The organism is Kribbella amoyensis (assembly GCF_007828865.1).
GTDB classification, from domain to species: domain Bacteria; phylum Actinomycetota; class Actinomycetes; order Propionibacteriales; family Kribbellaceae; genus Kribbella; species Kribbella amoyensis.
In genome coordinates, this window is record NZ_VIVK01000002.1 from 662683 (window position 1) to 678575 (window position 15893).

The following is a 15893-nucleotide window of genomic DNA, read 5'->3' on the forward strand; positions in this document are numbered from 1 at the left end:
GTCCCTTCTGGCGGCTCGTGTGAATCCCCCAGCGTAAGCCTGTCAGAACTCAGGCCCACCCACCTAACCGGGAGTGCGATCGACACTACGCTCCGCCGGACCGGATCCCCACCACTCCCCAACCCCGGACGCGGCCCCGATCCACGCCTGCCGAGCGCGCGCGGACACCTCCGCGACCGGGTTGGTGAGTGGTGGGGATCCGCGGTCGCGCGGGTCAGCGGTTGCGGAAGCGGTTGATCTTGTCGACGTGGCGGGCGCGGAGTTGCTCGTCGCGGACGCCGAGGCCCTCGGTCGGGGCCAGGGTGAGGACGCCGACCTTGCCCTGGTGCAGGTTGCGATGCACGTCGTACGCCGCCTGGGCTGTCTCTTCCAGTGGGTACACCTTGCTCACGGTCGGGTGGATCATGCCCTTCGCGATCAGCCGGTTGGCCTCCCACGCCTCCCGGTAGTTGGCGAAGTGCGAGCCGATGATCCGCTTCAGGTTCATCCACAGGTACCGGTTGTCGTAGGAGTGCATGTACCCCGAGGTGGACGCGCAGGTGACGATCGTGCCGCCCTTGCGCGCGACGAAGGTGGACGCACCGAACGTCTCCCGGCCCGGGTGCTCGAAGACGATGTCCGGGTCGTCGCCGCCGGTCAGCTCGCGGATCCGGGCCCCGAGCCGCTTCCACTCCTTCTGGTCCTGGGTGTGCTCGTCGATCCAGAACCGGTACCCCTCCGCGGACCGGTCGATGATCAGCTCGGCGCCCATCGCCCGGCAGATCTCCGCCTTCTCCTCCGACGACACCACGCAGACCGGGACCGCGCCGCCGTTCAGCGCGAACTGGGTCGCGTACGAGCCGAGGCCGCCGGACGCGCCCCAGATCAGCACCACGTCGCCCTGCTTCATGTTCGCCCCGTTGGCCGACACCAGTTGCCGGTACGCCGTGCTGTTCACCAGGCCCGGCGAGGCGGCCTCCTCCCAGGTGAGGTGGCCCGGTTTCGGCATCAGCTGGTTCGACTTGACCAGGGCCAGCTCGGCCAGACCGCCGAAGTTGGTCTCGAACCCCCAGATCCGCTGCTCCGAGTCGAGCATCGTGTCGTTGTGCCCGTCGGGGGACTCCAGCTCGACCGACAGGCAGTGCGCGACCACCTCGTCGCCGGGCTTCCACGCGTTCACGCCCGGCCCGGTCCGCAGCACGACGCCGGCCAGGTCCGAGCCGACCACGTGGTACGGCAGGTCGTGGCGGGCGGTCAACGGCGAGAGTTTCCCGTACCGCTTGAGGAACGCGAACGTGGAGACCGGTTCGAAGATCGAGGTCCAGACCGTGTTGTAGTTGATCGCGCTCGCCATCACCGCGACCAGCGCCTCGCCCGGGCCGAGCTCGGGGGTCGGCACGTCGTCCAGGTGCAGGCTCTTGCGCGGGTCCTTCTCCTTGCTGGTCAGACCCTCGAACATGTCCGCCTCTTCGGCGTGCACGGTCATCCCGCGGTAGTGGTCCGGTACCTCCAGCCCGCCGACGGCGGCACTGTCACCGGCAAGGATCGCGTCGAGGATCTGCTTCACGTCAAAACCTCCAGGAACGGCGGTCGGGGTGAGCGGAATCTACCGACGAGTATGCCGTCCTGGCTGTGCCTTGTGACACAGTTCGCGGCCGTTGAGACGACCGTCACTTTTCCAGTCCACCGGGATCAGTGGTCTTATCGCGACGTTGGCTTTCGATGTCAGCGCAGGACGGCGTGCAGGCGGACCTGGGTCCCGCTGCCGCCGGAGCGCACCTGGACCAGGTCGCAGAGCTGGTTGGCCATCCAGACACCGCGGCCGCCGAGCCGGTCGGTGGGCGGCAGTACCCGGCCGACCAGCAGGTCGTCGATCCGGCCGTGGTCGGCGACGTCGCAGACCAGCATCCCGCCCTCGGCCCATAGCGACAGCCGCCCGCGGCCGCCGCCGAAGCGGATGCTGTTCGTGCAGATCTCGTGCAGCGCCAGGGTCAGGTCGTCCAGCCGGTCGCCGTCGAGACCGCGGGGCCGGGCCTGGGCTTCGAGGGTCTGCCGGATCTCGCCGAGGTCGGCCAGCCCGAACGGCATCCGGACCGCGCCGAGCGGAACCGGCGACAATGGCGTACAGAACGTCGTCGCGGCCGCGGCGCGGGTGGCGTCGGTCGACGGGTGCAGGCCGGCCGGATCGGCGTCGACCTTGGCCGAGTACGGGCAGCGCAGCCGGAACGACCGGGCTCGCCCGAAGGCCACGTTGAGCAGGAGTTCGTTCAGGATCGCCTCGTCCAGCTCGGCCGCGGACCGGCCCGGGTAGGCCGGCTCGCCGAGGCCGCGCAGCGGGATCCCCGGCGCCTGGTCGAGCAGGGCGCGCCAGAGCGGGATGATCCGGGCCGGATTGCGGCCGACGTCGGCGATGTCGACGTAGATCACCTGGTCCGCGCGTCGTCCCAGCGCGCCACGGAGCAGGTCGTTGCGGAGCTCCGGCAGGGCGGCGACGACGGTCTCACCGGCCGTCAGGCCGCGATGAAGGAACGGTGCCGCCTGGTCGAGGAAGTCGTCGTCGTCGGAATACACGAAGGCGTCGTGCTCGAACCCCACGGGCCCCTGCTGGCGAGAATCAGAAGCGCTGTCGATCAGCACCGCACCACAGTAACTCCGAGTCTCACCGGTGGTAACCGTCTGCGGATGGTTTTTGCGGCCGATTTCACCGTCTGTCAGCGAGCGGGCTGGACGAGTTCCACCAGGACGCCGCCGGCCGACTTCGGATGGACGAAGTTCACCCGCGATCCGGCCGTCCCTCGCTTCGGCTCCTCGTAGAGCAGTCGCGCGCCCCGGTCCCGCAGGGTCGCCGACACCGCGTCGAGGTCCCGGACCCGGTACGCGACCTGCTGGACGCCGGGGCCGTTGCGGTCCAGGAACTTCGCGATCGGGGAGTCCTCGGACAGCGGCGCGAGCAGCTGGATCGACGAACCGGAGTCGCCCACCGAGAGCATCGCCTCCCGGACGCCCTGCTCCTCGTTGACCTCCTCGTGCGCGACCGTCATCCCGAAGGTCTCCGCGTAGAACCGCACCGCCTCGTCGAAGTCGGCCACGGCGATGCCGACATGGTCGATGGCCTCGAACAAGGTCTCGGTGGCGGTCCGCTGCTCCATGCCGCCAGAGTGTCTCGTCCCCGGACGGAATGCCATCGAAAGTGGCCGATGCGACACTGGACGATCCGATGGCTTTGCAGAACGAGATGTACCGCCGGCTGCTCGGGCCCGGATGGGCGCGGGTCGACCCGGCACGGCTGGAATCGGCCGTCGGCGGCCGGGTGGTCCTGGTGACCGGTGCGTCGTCCGGGATCGGCGAGCGGACGGCCGAGTTGGTGGCCGCGGCCGGGGCGACGGTCCTGCTCGCGGCCCGGCGAGGTGATCGGCTGGCCGAGGTGGCCGAACGGATCGCGGCACGAGGCGGTACGGCGGTGCCGTACCCGGTCGACCTGGCTGATCCCGAGTCGGTGGATCGGCTGGTCGCCGGCGTGCTCGCGGAGCACGGCCGGGTGGACGTCGTGGTGAACAACGCGGGCAAGTCGATCCGCAGGTCGCTCGCCGACACCGTGGACCGGTTCCACGACGTGACCCGGACGAACGCGGTGAACTACCTCGGCCCGGTCCGGCTGCTGTCCGGCCTGCTCCCCGGAATGCGGGCCCAGGGCAACGGTCATGTCGTCAACGTGGGCACGCTGAACGTCGACCTCCCGCTCGCCGAGTGGGCCGTGTACAGCGCGTCCAAGTCCGCGTTCGAGGCCTGGCTGCGGTGCGTGGCCCCGGAGATCCGCGTCGACGGGGTGGCGACCACCTCGATCCACTTCGGCCTGGTCCACACGCCGATGAGCGCGCCGACGTACCACCCACGGGTCCCCGGGCTGACCGCGGAGGCGGCGGCGGAGGTGATCGGGCGCGCGCTGGTCCGCCGGCCGCGGCTGCTGGTGCCGTGGTGGGCACGACCGGCGGCGGCGCTCGCTAACGTTGCCCAGGGCCCCTATGAGGCGGCCCAGGCCCGGGTGCTCCGGATGCTGCGGAGCCGGTGATGCGACGCGCGGCGGCGGTGGACGTGACCGTGGGCCTGACGCGGCTGCTCGGTGCCGTCCCGGTTTGGCGGCCTGGTGTGCAAAGCGTTCTCCGCCGGGACGGGCTGACCTTCAGCGCGTTGGTCGGGATCGCGGCCCGACGCCGTCCGGAGGAGACCGCGATCGTCGACGCGCAAGGACCGGTGAGTTGTGCGGAGCTGGACGACTTGGTCGATCGCCGGGCCGCGGAGATCGACGAACCGCGGTGGACGGTGAACGAGCCGGACTCGCGCTCGTTCGTCGTCGAGGTCGCCGCCGGACTGCGCGGGAACGCCGATGTGGTGCTGCTCGATCCACGGACCCCGGCGCCCCAGGTAGAGCTGGGACCGAGGCGCGGAAAACGGGGCCAGGTCATCCTGCTCACGTCGGGGAGTACGGGGACCGCGAAGGGTGTCGAACGCGGGGGAGTGCGGTCGACGCAGGGGATCCCGGTGAGCACGCTGGTCCGGCGGCTGCCGTTGCGGTCGGGGTCGCCGTTGGTGGTGACGCCGCCGTTGTTCCACGGGTTCGGGTTCGGGTTCCTCGCGGTGGGGCTGGCTTTCGGGATGCCGGTGGTGCTGCTGCGGGACCCGGCCGAGGTGGCGGACTACGTCGGTACGCATCCCGGCTGCGTCCTCGTCGGCGTACCGCCCGTGCTGGCCAAGATCGAGCGGGCGGGTGGTCGCGCCGAGCCGGCGGCCGTGGTCAGCGGGGCCGGGATGCTGCATCCCGCCGTCGCGGCGCGGCTGGTCTCGGCGTACGGGCCGGTGCTGTTCAACCTGTACGGGTCGAGCGAGGACGGCTGGTCGACGATCGCGACCCCGGACGACCTCGCGGCGGCGCCCGGGACGATCGGGCGACCCGCGGCCGGGATCCGGGTCGCCGTCCTCGACGAGGCCGGAAACCCTTTGCGGGCAGGGGAGATCGGGCACCTGTGCATCGCGAGCCGGCTGGAGTTCGCCCAGTACGCCGGGGGCGGACGGCGCGCGCGGCTCGGCGGGATGGCGGACTCCGGCGACCTCGGGTACCAGGACACGGCCGGGCGGTTCTTCGTGGCCGGGCGGTCCGACGCGATGGTCGTGACCGGTGGCGAGAACGTCTTCCCGGCCGAGGTGGAGGACGTGCTGCTGGCCCATCCCGCGATCGCGGAGGCGCGGGTGGACGGCGTACCGGACGAGGAGTACGGGACCCGGCTGGCGGCGTCGGTGGTGCTGCGATCGCCCGTGGACGTGGACGAGTTGCTCGCTTACGCGCGGACCAGGTTGCCCCGCCACAAGGTGCCGCGGTCGGTGCGCTGCGTGGCCGTGGTGCCGATCACCTCGACCGGCAAACCGGCGCGGCGTGTGACCTGATCGACAGGCGCGTACCAGTGTCCCCGCAGGTATCGTGACAAACATGTCTGACGCCGCGCGTAGTTCGCAGAACGAAACCGTCATCGTCGCCGGTGCGCGAACCCCGATCGGGCGGCTGCTGGGTGGCCTCAAGGGCTTCACCGGCGCCGAGCTCGGGGGCTTCGCCATCCAGGGCGCGCTGGCCAAGGCCGGCCTCGCGCCGGACCAGGTCGAGTACGTGATCATGGGCCAGGTCCTGCAGGCCGGCGGCGGCCAGATCACCGCCCGCCAGGCCGCGGTCAAGGGCGGCATCCCGATGAACGTCCCCGCCATCACCGTCAACAAGGTCTGCCTGTCCGGGCTGAACGCGATCGCGCTGGCGTCGCAGCTGATCCGGGCCGGCGAGTACGACATCGTGGTGGCCGGCGGGATGGAGTCGATGACGAACGCGCCGCACCTGCTGCCGAAGTCGCGCGAGGGCTTCAAGTACGGCGACACCGCGCTGGTCGACTCGATGGCCTACGACGGGCTCTGGGACGCGTTCACCGACCAGGCGATGGGATCGCTGACCGACCAGGCGAACGCGGACGGTCTGCGGCTGACCCGCGAGGAGCAGGACCAGTTCAGCGCCCGGTCGCACCAGCTGGCCGCGGAAGCCTGGAAGAACGGCGTCTTCGCCGACGAGGTGGTCCCGGTCGAGGTCCCGCAGCGCAAGGGCGACCCGCTCGTCGTCGACACCGACGAGGGCATTCGCGGCGACACCACCGTGGACTCGCTGGCCAAGCTGCGGCCCGCGTTCGGCAAGGACGGCACGATCACGGCCGGTTCGGCCTCGCAGATCTCCGACGGCGGCTGTGCCGTGGTCGTGATGAGCAAGGCGAAGGCACAGGAGCTCGGGCTCAGCTGGATCGCCGAGATCGGCGCGCACGGCTCCGTCTCCGGCCCGGACTCGTCGCTGCAGAGCCAGCCGGCCAACGCGATCGTGAAGGCCTGCGCCAAGGAGGGCATCGACCCGGCCACGCTCGACCTGGTCGAGATCAACGAGGCGTTCGCCGCGGTCGGCATCGCCAGTGGCCGCGAGCTCAACCTGGATCAGGACAAGGTGAACGTGAACGGCGGCGCGATCGCGCTCGGCCACCCGATCGGCATGTCCGGTGCCCGGCTGGTCCTGCACCTCGCACTCGAGCTGCAGCGCCGGGGCGGCGGGGTCGGCGCGGCCGCGCTCTGCGGTGGCGGTGGCCAGGGCGACGCGCTGATCGTCAAGGTACCGACGGCCGGCTGACGGCGCGCCGATACTGACCTGATGCCACGCCGTACCGCACCCGTCGCCGAACTCGTCGAGCGCGCCCGGGACGGGGAGTCCCGGGCCGTCGCGCGGCTCATCTCCCTGGTGGAGGACCAGTCGCCCCGGCTCCGGGAGGTGATGGCCGCCCTCGCCCCGCACGCGGGGCGCGCGCACATCATCGGAATCACCGGATCGCCCGGGGTCGGGAAGTCCACGTCGACGTCCGCGCTGGTCTCGGCGTACCGCAAGACCGGCAAGCGGGTCGGCGTGCTCGCGGTCGACCCGTCGTCGCCGTTCTCCGGCGGCGCGCTGCTCGGCGACCGGGTCCGGATGCAGGACCACGCGACCGACAGCGGGGTGTTCATCCGGTCGATGGCGTCCCGCGGTCACCTCGGCGGGCTGTCCTGGTCGACCCCGCAGGCGTTGCGGGTGCTGGACGCGGCCGGGTTCGACGTGGTGCTGGTGGAGACGGTCGGCGTCGGCCAGTCCGAGGTGGAGATCGCCGGGATGGCGGACACCACGCTGGTCCTGCTGGCGCCGGGGATGGGCGACGGCATCCAGGCCGCGAAGGCGGGCATCCTCGAGGTCGGCGACATCTACGTGGTGAACAAGGCCGACCGCGACGGCGTCCAGAACGTCACCCGGGACCTGCGCGCGATGCTGGCGCTGGCCGACCGGCCGGAGGGTGCCTGGGCGCCGCCGATCCTGAAGACCGTGGCCAGCCGGAACGAGGGCGTCGACGAGGTGGTCGCCGCGATCGAGGACCGGCTCGCCTGGATGGAGCCGAACGGTGTCCTGGACGAGCGCCGCCGGAGCCGGGCCCGGGACGAGATCGAGGCGATCGCGATGACGGCGCTGCGGTCCCGGTTCGCCCACCTGCACGGCGACGCCCGGCTCGACGTACTGGCCGCGAAGGTGGTCACCGGCGACACCGACCCGTACTCCGCGGCCGACGAGCTGATCTCGGCGCTCTGATCGCGACGCTCTGTGCTCGGTCCGTCGAGGGCCGTCGCTGTGACAGATCGACACGCTCTGTCACAACAACGCCCGTCGGTGTGACGGTGCCGGAATCGGGCAGGATCGGCGTGTCGAGTGGCCGAGGGGGCGATGTGCGTCTCACGGCGGCGCGCCGGGTTCTGCCGTGGCCCTCCATCCGTTACAGAATGGGTCTTGTAGCTGGTGAGCATTGTGCGGTGGGCTGTGTTCAGTCAGTGACAATCGGTGACTATCCGTGATACAACACTGTCGACCGTAGGTTGAGAACGAGGAGTGGTGGCATGCCGAAGAAGCTGTTGATCTGGTCGGTCATCGCCTTTGCCGGGTTCTATCTTTTCACCCAGCCGGCAGGTGCCGCTGACGCCGTGGGAGGTGCGTTCTCGGCCGTCGGTGACGGCTTCCAGAGCGTCATCACCTTCCTCACCGCGCTGTTCAACTGAGTCTTGGTGTCGAGTGTCCCGTCGCGAGAGATCGTGCGGGACACTTGGCTGTAGACGTGGCCGAGGGGCCGACAGCGGGGTGAACAGGGGAGTGAGTGGATGGCCGGAATAGGCCTGTTCCGGATCTTCGACCCGAAGGTCCGGCGGCATCTGATCTCGGACGAGGGCGAGGTCGTCATCGACGAGGTACGCCATCACTGGGTGGTGTTCATCGTTCCGATGCTCGAGGTCTTCCTCGCGGCCGCGCTGCTGGCGGTGATGCTGTGGCAGACCCCCGGCGCGGGGGTGGTGCTGCTGGCGATCGTGCTGGTGCTGCTCGGGCACGCGTTCTGGCAGTTCCTCACCCAGCACCGGGACCGGTTCGTCGTCACCAACATGCGGGTGATGCGGATCCGCGGCGTCTTCTCCCAGACCGTCGCGACCACCCCGATCGCCCGGATCCTCGACATCACCCTGGCCAAGCCGCTCGTCGGTCGCGTCTTCGGATACGGGCACTTCATCTTCGAGTCCGCCGCGCAGGACCAGGGCTTCCGCGAGATCAAGTTCGTCAGCCGGCCCGACGACCGTGACCTGACCATCCAGCGCGTCATCCAGCGCACCGGCCTGCGCGCCTCGGCCAGCGTCGACGTCGTCCAGGGTGACGACGACGACACCGACGACGACGGCACCGGCCCGATCGGGATGGACTCCGCCCAGGAAGTCACCACCACGATCCCGCGCCCGGCCCCGGTCCAGACCCGCGTCGCCGGCGGCGGGACGAAGTCGATCTTCAACAGCGAGCGCGGCAACTGGTCCGACCAGGACCACGACGACTGACCCCGTTACCTTCGTCCCGGCGATCCCGTCGTAGCAATGACGGTGATCGATCGAGGAAGGTGACACCATGACCGGAACCGGGCCTGACGACGCGCTGGTCGCGACCTTCGAGGCGCAGCGGCCGCGGCTGATCTCCGTGGCGTACCGGATGCTCGGGTCGCGTGCGGACGCCGAGGACGCGGTCCAGGAGGCCTGGCTGCGGCTGGCCCGGCAGGACGCGTCATCGATCGGCAACCTGAACGGCTGGCTCACCACCGTGGTCGGCCGGGTCTGCATCGACGTGCTGCGTTCGCGCAAGGCCCACCCGGAGGCCTCGTACGACGACGTCCCCGAGGTCGTCGTGATCGAGGACGCCGGCAAGCCCGAGGACGACGCGCTGCTGGCCGATTCGGTCGGGCTCGCTCTGCTGGTCGTGCTCGACACCCTGCGGCCGGCCGAGCGGCTGGCCTTCGTCCTGCACGACATGTTCGCGGTGCCGTTCGCGGAGATCGGTCAGATCATCGGCCGCTCCGAGGATGCCACCAAGATGCTGGCCAGCCGGGCCCGGCGCAAGGTCCAGGACACCGACCGGCCCACCGACGAGCCGCGGAAACGTGCGGTCGTCGAGGCGTTCCTCGCGGCCGCCCGGCAGGGTGACTTCGAGGGCCTGTTGCGTGTCCTCGACCCCGAGGTCACCTGGCACTCGCACACCTCGCGGGGTGAGGTCGTCCGGATCGGCGCGGCCGAGGTCGCCGTCCGGGCGCAGCGTGGTGCCCGGGCCACGGCCGACGCGCGTCCCGCACTCGTCAACGGCGAACCGGGCGTCGTGGTCTTCCGGGCGGACGGCGAGCTGCTCGGCGTGATGGCGTGCACGATCGTCGACGACCGGATCGTCGGGATCGTGTCGGTGAGCGACCCGGAACGCCTTGCCGAGATGGGATTGCGGTAGAGCTGTTACCTCTGGTCCGGCGCTCTCGTCCAAGGGAGTACAACCCCAGGACGGACGCAAAGGGAGACCTCTCATGCAGGCTCGTATCAACCCCTTCGGCACCGACTTCTTCCCGAAGTTCGCGAAGTACATGGTTTCGGCGCACAAGGTCGTCGCCGGGACGGCGTTGCCGGCGACGACCGCGCAGCTGGTGAACATCCGGGCCAGTCAGATCAACGGGTGCTCGGGCTGCCTGGACATGCACATCAAGGAGGCCGAACACGCCGGCGAGACGGCGCTGCGGATCAACCTGGTCGGCGCCTGGCGGGAGACGACCGTGTACACCGAGCCCGAGCGGGCCGCGCTCGAACTGACCGAGCACGGCACCCGGCTGGCCGACGGCAGCGGCGTCTCCGACGAGGTGTGGGAGACCGCGGCCAAGCACTACGACGAAGAGCAGCTGATGGCGCTGGTCGCGCAGATCGCGCTGATCAACGCGTTCAACCGGTTCAACGTCATGACCCGCCAGGTCGGCGGCAACTACGAGGTCGGCCAGCTGCACTGACCGGCCAGGCCGGTCAGGTCGTGCACTCGGCGAGGCGGTGGTGGAACTCCTCCACCACCGACTCGTCGCCGGCGAGCTGGACCACGCTGTGGTCGGCACGGCCCCACAGCCACAGGTACACGGCGGCCGGCTCGCCGAAGATCTCGGCGTCGACGTCACCGTCCGAGCCCGCGGTCACCTCGGCGGCGGTCGCGGTGAGCTTGACGGTCCAGGAGTTGCCGTTCGTGGTGATCCGGACCGCGGCGTCGACCGGGTGCTCGGTGTCACCGTCCTCCCACCAGGGTCCGCCGAGCGTCGCGACCAGCAGTTCGTCGATCCCGTCGACGGCGAGGTCCTTGTCGACCGGGGCCAGCACCGCGTGCGCCAGCTCGGCGTCCACCCGGTGCACCACGGTCTCCAGCGCCATCCGGCGGTACCAGAAGGCGGATGTCTGGTCGCCGGGGAAGAACGTCCAGGTCGGCTTGTCCGTCCCGGCCTCGGTGAGGGCGGCGACGACCGCGTCCCGCGACTCGGTCAACAGGTCGAGGGTGCCGCGGCCGGTCAGCTCCGGCGGCCACGGGTCGGGCCGTCGGCCAGTCCGGAGTACCTCGACCTTGTGCAGGTAGACGGTCGCGACATGGCGGACCAGGTCGTCGACGGTCCAGCCGGGGCAGCTCGGAACGGCCGCGGTCAGCCCGAGCCGGGCCACCTCGGCGAGCCGGTCGGAGTCCGAGGTCAGGTGAGCGAGGTAGAACGCGGCGCGCTCCGGCGGCAGTGGCATGCGGCGAGCATGGCAGGTCCCACCGACAGGGCGAAATCAGGTACTCCGCTCCCGCACCGCGCTCGCCCAGTGCGCGGTTTCCGTGGTGCTGAGCTCGACCACGCGCTCGGCGAGCAACGACGCCGGATCGGCCGCCTCCGCGTACCGGCCGGCGCGCTGGGAGTACAGCCACGCCTCGTTGCGCAGGTCCTCGGCGGTCCGCCGGTACGTCGGGTACTCGTCCCGGAGACCGAACAAGGTGCGGACGCCCTCGGCCAGGGCGATCGCGCCACCGAGCGCCGGGGCGAACCAGACGGGGACGTCCAGGGCGACCGACAGCGCGATCAGCAACGCGGCCACGAGCTGGACCAGACCGAGGCCCAGGTACGCGGCTCGGGTGCGCCGGGCCTGCCGGGAGTACCACCGGAAGCGGATGCCGATCAGGCGTTCGGCGGCGACCGCTTCGCCGAGCGCGGGAAAGTCCGGGTCGGATGAACCTGCCATGGGCAGTCACAGTAGATAACCTTCCGGTCATGGCGAGGAAGAAACCGTTGCCGTTCGACCCGATCGACGAGGCGTCCCGGCAGTGGGGGCGGCGCTGGGGTGCGGTCGAGCAGATGCGGGCCGTCACCTCGCTGATGCGGGCCCAGCAGATCGTCATCGGCGAGCTCGACGAGATCCTGCGTGGGCACGGGCTGAGCTTCGCCCGGTTCGAGGCGCTGGTGCTGCTCACCTTCTCCCGCCGCGGTTCGCTGCCGCTGGGCAAGATGGGCGAGCGGCTCCAGGTACACCCGACCTCGGTCACCTCGATCGTGCGCCGGCTGGAGTCGGCCGGTCTGGTCACCCGGACCCCGCATCCCGACGACGGCCGCGCGGTGCTCTGCGAGATCACCCCCGCCGGCCGCGAGCTGGTCGAACGCGCCACCGCCGACCTGGTCGCCGCCGACTTCGCCCTGCGCGGCCTGACCGACGACCAGCTGAAGATGCTCTGGTCCGTGCTCGAGCCACTCCGCCACAACGCCGGCGACTTCTGACCCGGACGCCCCGCACTCACCAACCTCTCCACCGGCCCGCGGCTCCAGCTGGCCGGAGCGCCGCCGTGCGGGTGGACGGGAGCTTGGTGAGTGCTGGGCGTCCGGGATGGTATTTAGTAGGACGTCCTAGTATTTTGGGGGGCAGGTCGACCAACGGAGGTTCGTGATGGACGCGCAGGGCATCGCCGACGGCCGGAGCCGGTGGCAGCAGCGGTACGACGCCGCGCGGAAGCGGGAGGCGGACTTCACCACGTTGTCCGGGTCCGAGGTGGCCCCGGTGTACGGCCCGCCGGAGGGGTACGACGACCCGCGGATGGAGCGGATCGGCTGGCCGGGGGAGTACCCGTTCACCCGCGGGCTCTACCCGACCGGGTACCGCGGCCGGACCTGGACGATCCGGCAGTTCGCCGGCTTCGGCAACGCCGAGCAGACCAACGCGCGGTACAAGATGATCCTGAACGGCGGGGGCGGCGGACTGTCGGTCGCGTTCGACATGCCGACGTTGATGGGCCGCGACTCCGACGACCCGAAGTCGCTCGGCGAGGTCGGGCACTGCGGGGTCGCGATCGACTCGGCGGCCGACATGGAGCTGCTGTTCCGCGACATCCCGCTGCAGGACGTCACCACCTCGATGACGATCTCCGGCCCGGCCGTGCCCGCGTTCTGCATGTACCTGGTCGCCGCCGAGCGCCAGGGCGCCGACCTGAGCAAGCTCAACGGCACCCTGCAGACCGACATCTTCAAGGAGTACATCGCCCAGAAGGAGTGGCTGTTCCCACCGGAGCCCCACCTGCGGCTGATCGGCGACCTGATGGAGTACTGCGCGACCAGGATCCCGGCGTACAAGCCGTTGTCGGTCTCCGGGTACCACATCCGCGAGGCCGGCTCGACGGCCGCGCAGGAACTGGCGTTCACGCTCGCCGACGGGTTCGGGTACGTCGAGCTCGGGCTGAGCCGGGGCCTGGACGTGGACGTGTTCGCGCCCGGGCTGTCGTTCTTCTTCGACAGCCACCTGGACTTCTTCGAGGAGATCGCGAAGTTCCGCGCGGCCCGGCGGATCTGGGCCCGGTGGTTGCGCGACGTGTACGGCGCGAAGACCGAGAAGGCGCAGTGGCTGCGGTTCCACACCCAGACCGCCGGGGTGTCGCTGACCGCGCAGCAGCCGGTCAACAACGTGGTCCGGACCGCGGTCGAGGCGCTCGCGGCCGTGCTCGGCGGGACCAACTCGCTGCACACCAACGCACTCGACGAGACGCTGGCGCTGCCGACCGAGGAGTCGGCCGAGATCGCGCTGCGGACCCAGTCGGTGCTGATGGAGGAGATCGGTGTCACCAACGTCGCCGACCCGCTCGGCGGGTCCTGGTACGTGGAGGCGCTGACCGACGCGATCGAGGCGGAGGCCGAGCAGATCTTCGCCCGGATCCAGGAGATGAGCGCGGACGGCTCGATGACCGGCGGCATCCTGCACGGCATCGAGGAGGGCTGGTTCATGGCCGAGATCGCCGACGCCGCCTTCGAGTACCAGCAGAAGCTGGAGAAGGGCGAGAAGAAGATCGTCGGCGTGAACACGCTGACCGACACCGTCGCGGGGGAGCTGGAGATCCTCCGGGTCAGCCATGAGGTGGAGATCGAGCAGTGCCGGGTGCTCGCGGCGCGCAAAGCGCAACGCGACGAGGACCGTGTGCGTCGTACGCTAACCGCGCTGGTCGAGGCGGCCAGAGGGACCGGCGGCTTGATCGAACCCATGCTGGAGGCGGTGCGTGCGGAAGCCACGATGGGGGAAATCTGTCACGTTCTTCGGGACGAATGGGGCGAGTACCGAGAGCCCGCCCGGTTCTGAGGCCACCCCGAAGGCGGCGACCCCGGGGCGACGGCGCGGCCGGGCCTCGACCCAGGTCGACGAGGCAACGACCAGCACGACCCCGGACGATCGCGGGGTCGTTGTCTGTGGCTCCGATCGCACCATGCTCCGGGTGGTCACCGAGCTGGTCGGCTCCGGCGAGCAGGTGACCGCGGTCGTCAACCCGGCCTCGCGGCACTTCGAGCGGATCGGCGAACTGGGCGCCCAGGTGATGGGCGTCCGGGTGGTCAGCGAGTCCATCCTGCGCCGCGCCGGGATCGACGCCGACGGCAAGAAACCGTCGACCGCGCGGGCGCTGGTGCTGCTCGACGCGGACGACGTGCACAACGTCCACACCGCGTTGACCGCCCGCGAGATGGATCCCGACCTGCGGATCATCGTGCAGATGGTGAACCCACGACTCGGCGCCCAGCTGCACTCGCTGCTGGGTGACTGCGTGGTCATCTCGGGACCGTCCTTGGCGGCTCCCGCGTTCGTGGCCGACGCGCTGGAGGACGACGAGCTCACCTGGCTGGAGCTCGGAGGCCGCCGGATGGTCGCGGGCCCGGCCGACCTGATCCGCGAACCCGTCACCGTCCTGGCCGACGCCACCTCGTCCGCCACCCCGGACCTGCTGCCGGCGTCCAGTACGGATCCGACCGGGGACGTGGTGCTCGGACTCGGGATGCGCAACGTCTGGCGGCGCCGCGACGTCCGGCGGACCGGCTGGGTGATGGCGACCAGGGACGTCCTCGACCGCCGGGTCCGGGTGATCGCGGCGGTGATGGCCGGCCTGGTCCTGATCGGGACCGGGCTGACCCACTACATCGCCGGGGTGCCCTGGTGGCGCGCGTTGTACCTCGCGCTGGGCGCGGTCACCTCGGCCGGGATCGAGGACGACGTCTTCGCCGACGCGGAACCGTGGGCCAAGGTCGGTGGGGTGATCGTCCAGCTCACCGGGATCGTGCTGGTCGCGCTGCTCACCGCGGTGATCGTCGACTCGCTGATCGGGGCCCGGCTGTCCCGGGTGATCGGCGGCGTCCGCGGCCGGCCCCGCAACCACGTGATCGTCTGCGGCCTCGGGACGGTCGGGGCCCGGGTGCTGGAGATCCTGGCCGAGCGCGGGGTCGCCGTGGTCGGGGTCGAGCAGGACGACGAGGCGCCCGGCGTCCAGACCGCGCACCGGCTGCGGATCCCGGTGGTGATGGGCGACAGCAGCCAGGAGGAGACGCTGCGGTCGGCGGGCGCGCACCGGGCCCAGGCGGTGCTGGCCCTCACCGACGGCGACATCACGAACCTGGAGACCGCGATGGTGATCCGGGACCTGAACGACCAGGCCCGGATCACGATGCGGATGTTCGACCACGATCTGGCCCAGCGGGTCGAGCGGCAGCTCGGGCTCGGGTCCAGCCGGTCGGTGTCGATGCTGGTGGCGCCGGCGATCGCGGCCGCGGTGGCGAACCGGCGCAGCCAGACGACCGTGTCGGCCGGCCGCCGCGTCCTGCTGCTCACCGAGGTCACCGTCGAGCGCGACTCGGTCGCGGTCGGCAAGCGGCTCGGCGAACTGGACGAGGCGGGCGGCCTGCGGGTGCTGGCCCGGCAGGACGGCGCCGAGTGGGACTGGACCCCGGACTTCGAGCAGTCACTGGCCGAGGGCGTCCGGATCGCGGTCGCCGGCACCCGCAGCGGGCTGGCCAGACTGCTGCTGGCGACCCGCGCTCCCCATCGGCCGGGGCGGTCGGGGAGGATAGGACCATGAACCGTGACGTAGTGACCGGAAGGCGGGGTCAGCGGTGAGCCAGCCGAACTTCTCCCGACCCGGAGCGATCGATCTCTCGTCCCTGCGCAGGCCGCCCGCGGCCGGTCCGGCCGGC

At 70.7% G+C, this 15893-nt stretch carries 16 protein-coding genes; 11 read left to right on the plus strand and 5 right to left on the minus strand.

The features are described from left to right. Window positions 1-214: 214 nt before the first annotated feature. The 3 genes from ccrA to mce form a co-directional block, all read right to left on the minus strand. Window positions 215-1546 carry a crotonyl-CoA carboxylase/reductase gene (gene ccrA, locus FB561_RS33295; RefSeq protein ID WP_145813997.1) on the minus strand — a complete coding sequence of 444 codons (1332 nt, stop codon included), beginning with the start codon at window positions 1544-1546 and terminating at the stop codon, window positions 215-217. Window positions 1547-1704: 158 nt separating this feature from the next. After that, window positions 1705-2574 carry a sensor histidine kinase gene (locus tag FB561_RS33300; protein WP_238335275.1) on the minus strand — a complete coding sequence of 290 codons (870 nt, stop codon included), beginning with the start codon at window positions 2572-2574 and terminating at the stop codon, window positions 1705-1707. 116 nt (window positions 2575-2690) lie between these two features. Next, complete coding sequence (mce, locus tag FB561_RS33305) at window positions 2691-3128, minus strand: methylmalonyl-CoA epimerase (protein ID WP_145813999.1); 438 nt, start codon at window positions 3126-3128, stop codon at window positions 2691-2693. 68 nt (window positions 3129-3196) lie between these two features. Between mce and FB561_RS33310 the strand changes: the two genes are divergently transcribed. The 8 genes from FB561_RS33310 (at window position 3197) to FB561_RS33340 (ending at window position 10406) form a co-directional block, all read left to right on the plus strand. Beyond that, entirely contained in the window at window positions 3197-4048 is an 852-nt protein-coding gene (locus tag FB561_RS33310; protein WP_202880982.1) for an SDR family NAD(P)-dependent oxidoreductase, read from the plus strand. Then, the gene (locus FB561_RS33315) at window positions 4048-5418 is read left to right on the plus strand and encodes an AMP-binding protein (protein ID WP_145814000.1); all 1371 of its coding nucleotides are present in this window, start codon (window positions 4048-4050) and stop codon (window positions 5416-5418) included. Before FB561_RS33310 ends, FB561_RS33315 begins: the two co-directional genes overlap by 1 nt. 43 nt (window positions 5419-5461) lie before the next feature. Next, a complete protein-coding gene (locus tag FB561_RS33320) occupies window positions 5462-6679 on the plus strand; it encodes an acetyl-CoA C-acetyltransferase (protein ID WP_145814001.1) in 1218 nt (405 codons plus the stop codon). A 21-nt stretch (window positions 6680-6700) separates the two neighbouring features. Beyond that, window positions 6701-7657, plus strand: coding sequence for a methylmalonyl Co-A mutase-associated GTPase MeaB (gene meaB / locus FB561_RS33325; protein WP_145814002.1), 957 nt, complete (start codon window positions 6701-6703; stop codon window positions 7655-7657). A gap of 302 nt (window positions 7658-7959) precedes the next feature. Then, complete coding sequence (locus FB561_RS38075) at window positions 7960-8118, plus strand: hypothetical protein (protein WP_170284919.1); 159 nt, start codon at window positions 7960-7962, stop codon at window positions 8116-8118. A 99-nt stretch (window positions 8119-8217) separates the two neighbouring features. Beyond that, on the plus strand, window positions 8218-8934 hold the full coding sequence (locus FB561_RS33330; protein WP_145814003.1) for a PH domain-containing protein: 717 nt from the start codon (window positions 8218-8220) through the stop codon (window positions 8932-8934). A 67-nt stretch (window positions 8935-9001) separates the two neighbouring features. Then, window positions 9002-9862: a sigma-70 family RNA polymerase sigma factor gene (locus tag FB561_RS33335; RefSeq protein ID WP_145814004.1), complete on the plus strand. Its 861-nt coding sequence runs from the start codon at window positions 9002-9004 to the stop codon at window positions 9860-9862. Window positions 9863-9935: 73 nt separating this feature from the next. After that, the gene (locus FB561_RS33340) at window positions 9936-10406 is read left to right on the plus strand and encodes a carboxymuconolactone decarboxylase family protein (RefSeq protein WP_145814005.1); all 471 of its coding nucleotides are present in this window, start codon (window positions 9936-9938) and stop codon (window positions 10404-10406) included. Between the two features lie 13 nt (window positions 10407-10419). Here the strand turns inward: FB561_RS33340 and FB561_RS33345 are convergent, their stop codons facing one another. Beyond that, on the minus strand, window positions 10420-11166 hold the full coding sequence (locus FB561_RS33345; protein ID WP_145814006.1) for a maleylpyruvate isomerase family mycothiol-dependent enzyme: 747 nt from the start codon (window positions 11164-11166) through the stop codon (window positions 10420-10422). Between the two features lie 36 nt (window positions 11167-11202). Further along, window positions 11203-11649, minus strand: coding sequence for a DUF4231 domain-containing protein (locus tag FB561_RS33350; protein ID WP_145814007.1), 447 nt, complete (start codon window positions 11647-11649; stop codon window positions 11203-11205). 29 nt (window positions 11650-11678) lie between these two features. Between FB561_RS33350 and FB561_RS33355 the strand changes: the two genes are divergently transcribed. The 3 genes from FB561_RS33355 (at window position 11679) to FB561_RS33365 (ending at window position 15778) form a co-directional block, all read left to right on the plus strand. Beyond that, window positions 11679-12179, plus strand: a complete 501-nt coding sequence (locus FB561_RS33355) for a MarR family winged helix-turn-helix transcriptional regulator (protein WP_145814008.1) — start codon at window positions 11679-11681, stop codon at window positions 12177-12179. Between the two features lie 166 nt (window positions 12180-12345). Beyond that, entirely contained in the window at window positions 12346-14019 is a 1674-nt protein-coding gene (locus FB561_RS33360; protein ID WP_145814009.1) for a coenzyme B12-dependent isobutyryl-CoA mutase large subunit, read from the plus strand. Next, window positions 13940-15778 (plus strand): NAD-binding protein, encoded by a 1839-nt coding sequence (locus FB561_RS33365; protein ID WP_145814010.1) that lies wholly within the window; start codon window positions 13940-13942, stop codon window positions 15776-15778. The genes FB561_RS33360 and FB561_RS33365 overlap by 80 nt, the downstream gene beginning before the upstream one ends. Window positions 15779-15893 lie beyond the last annotated feature (115 nt).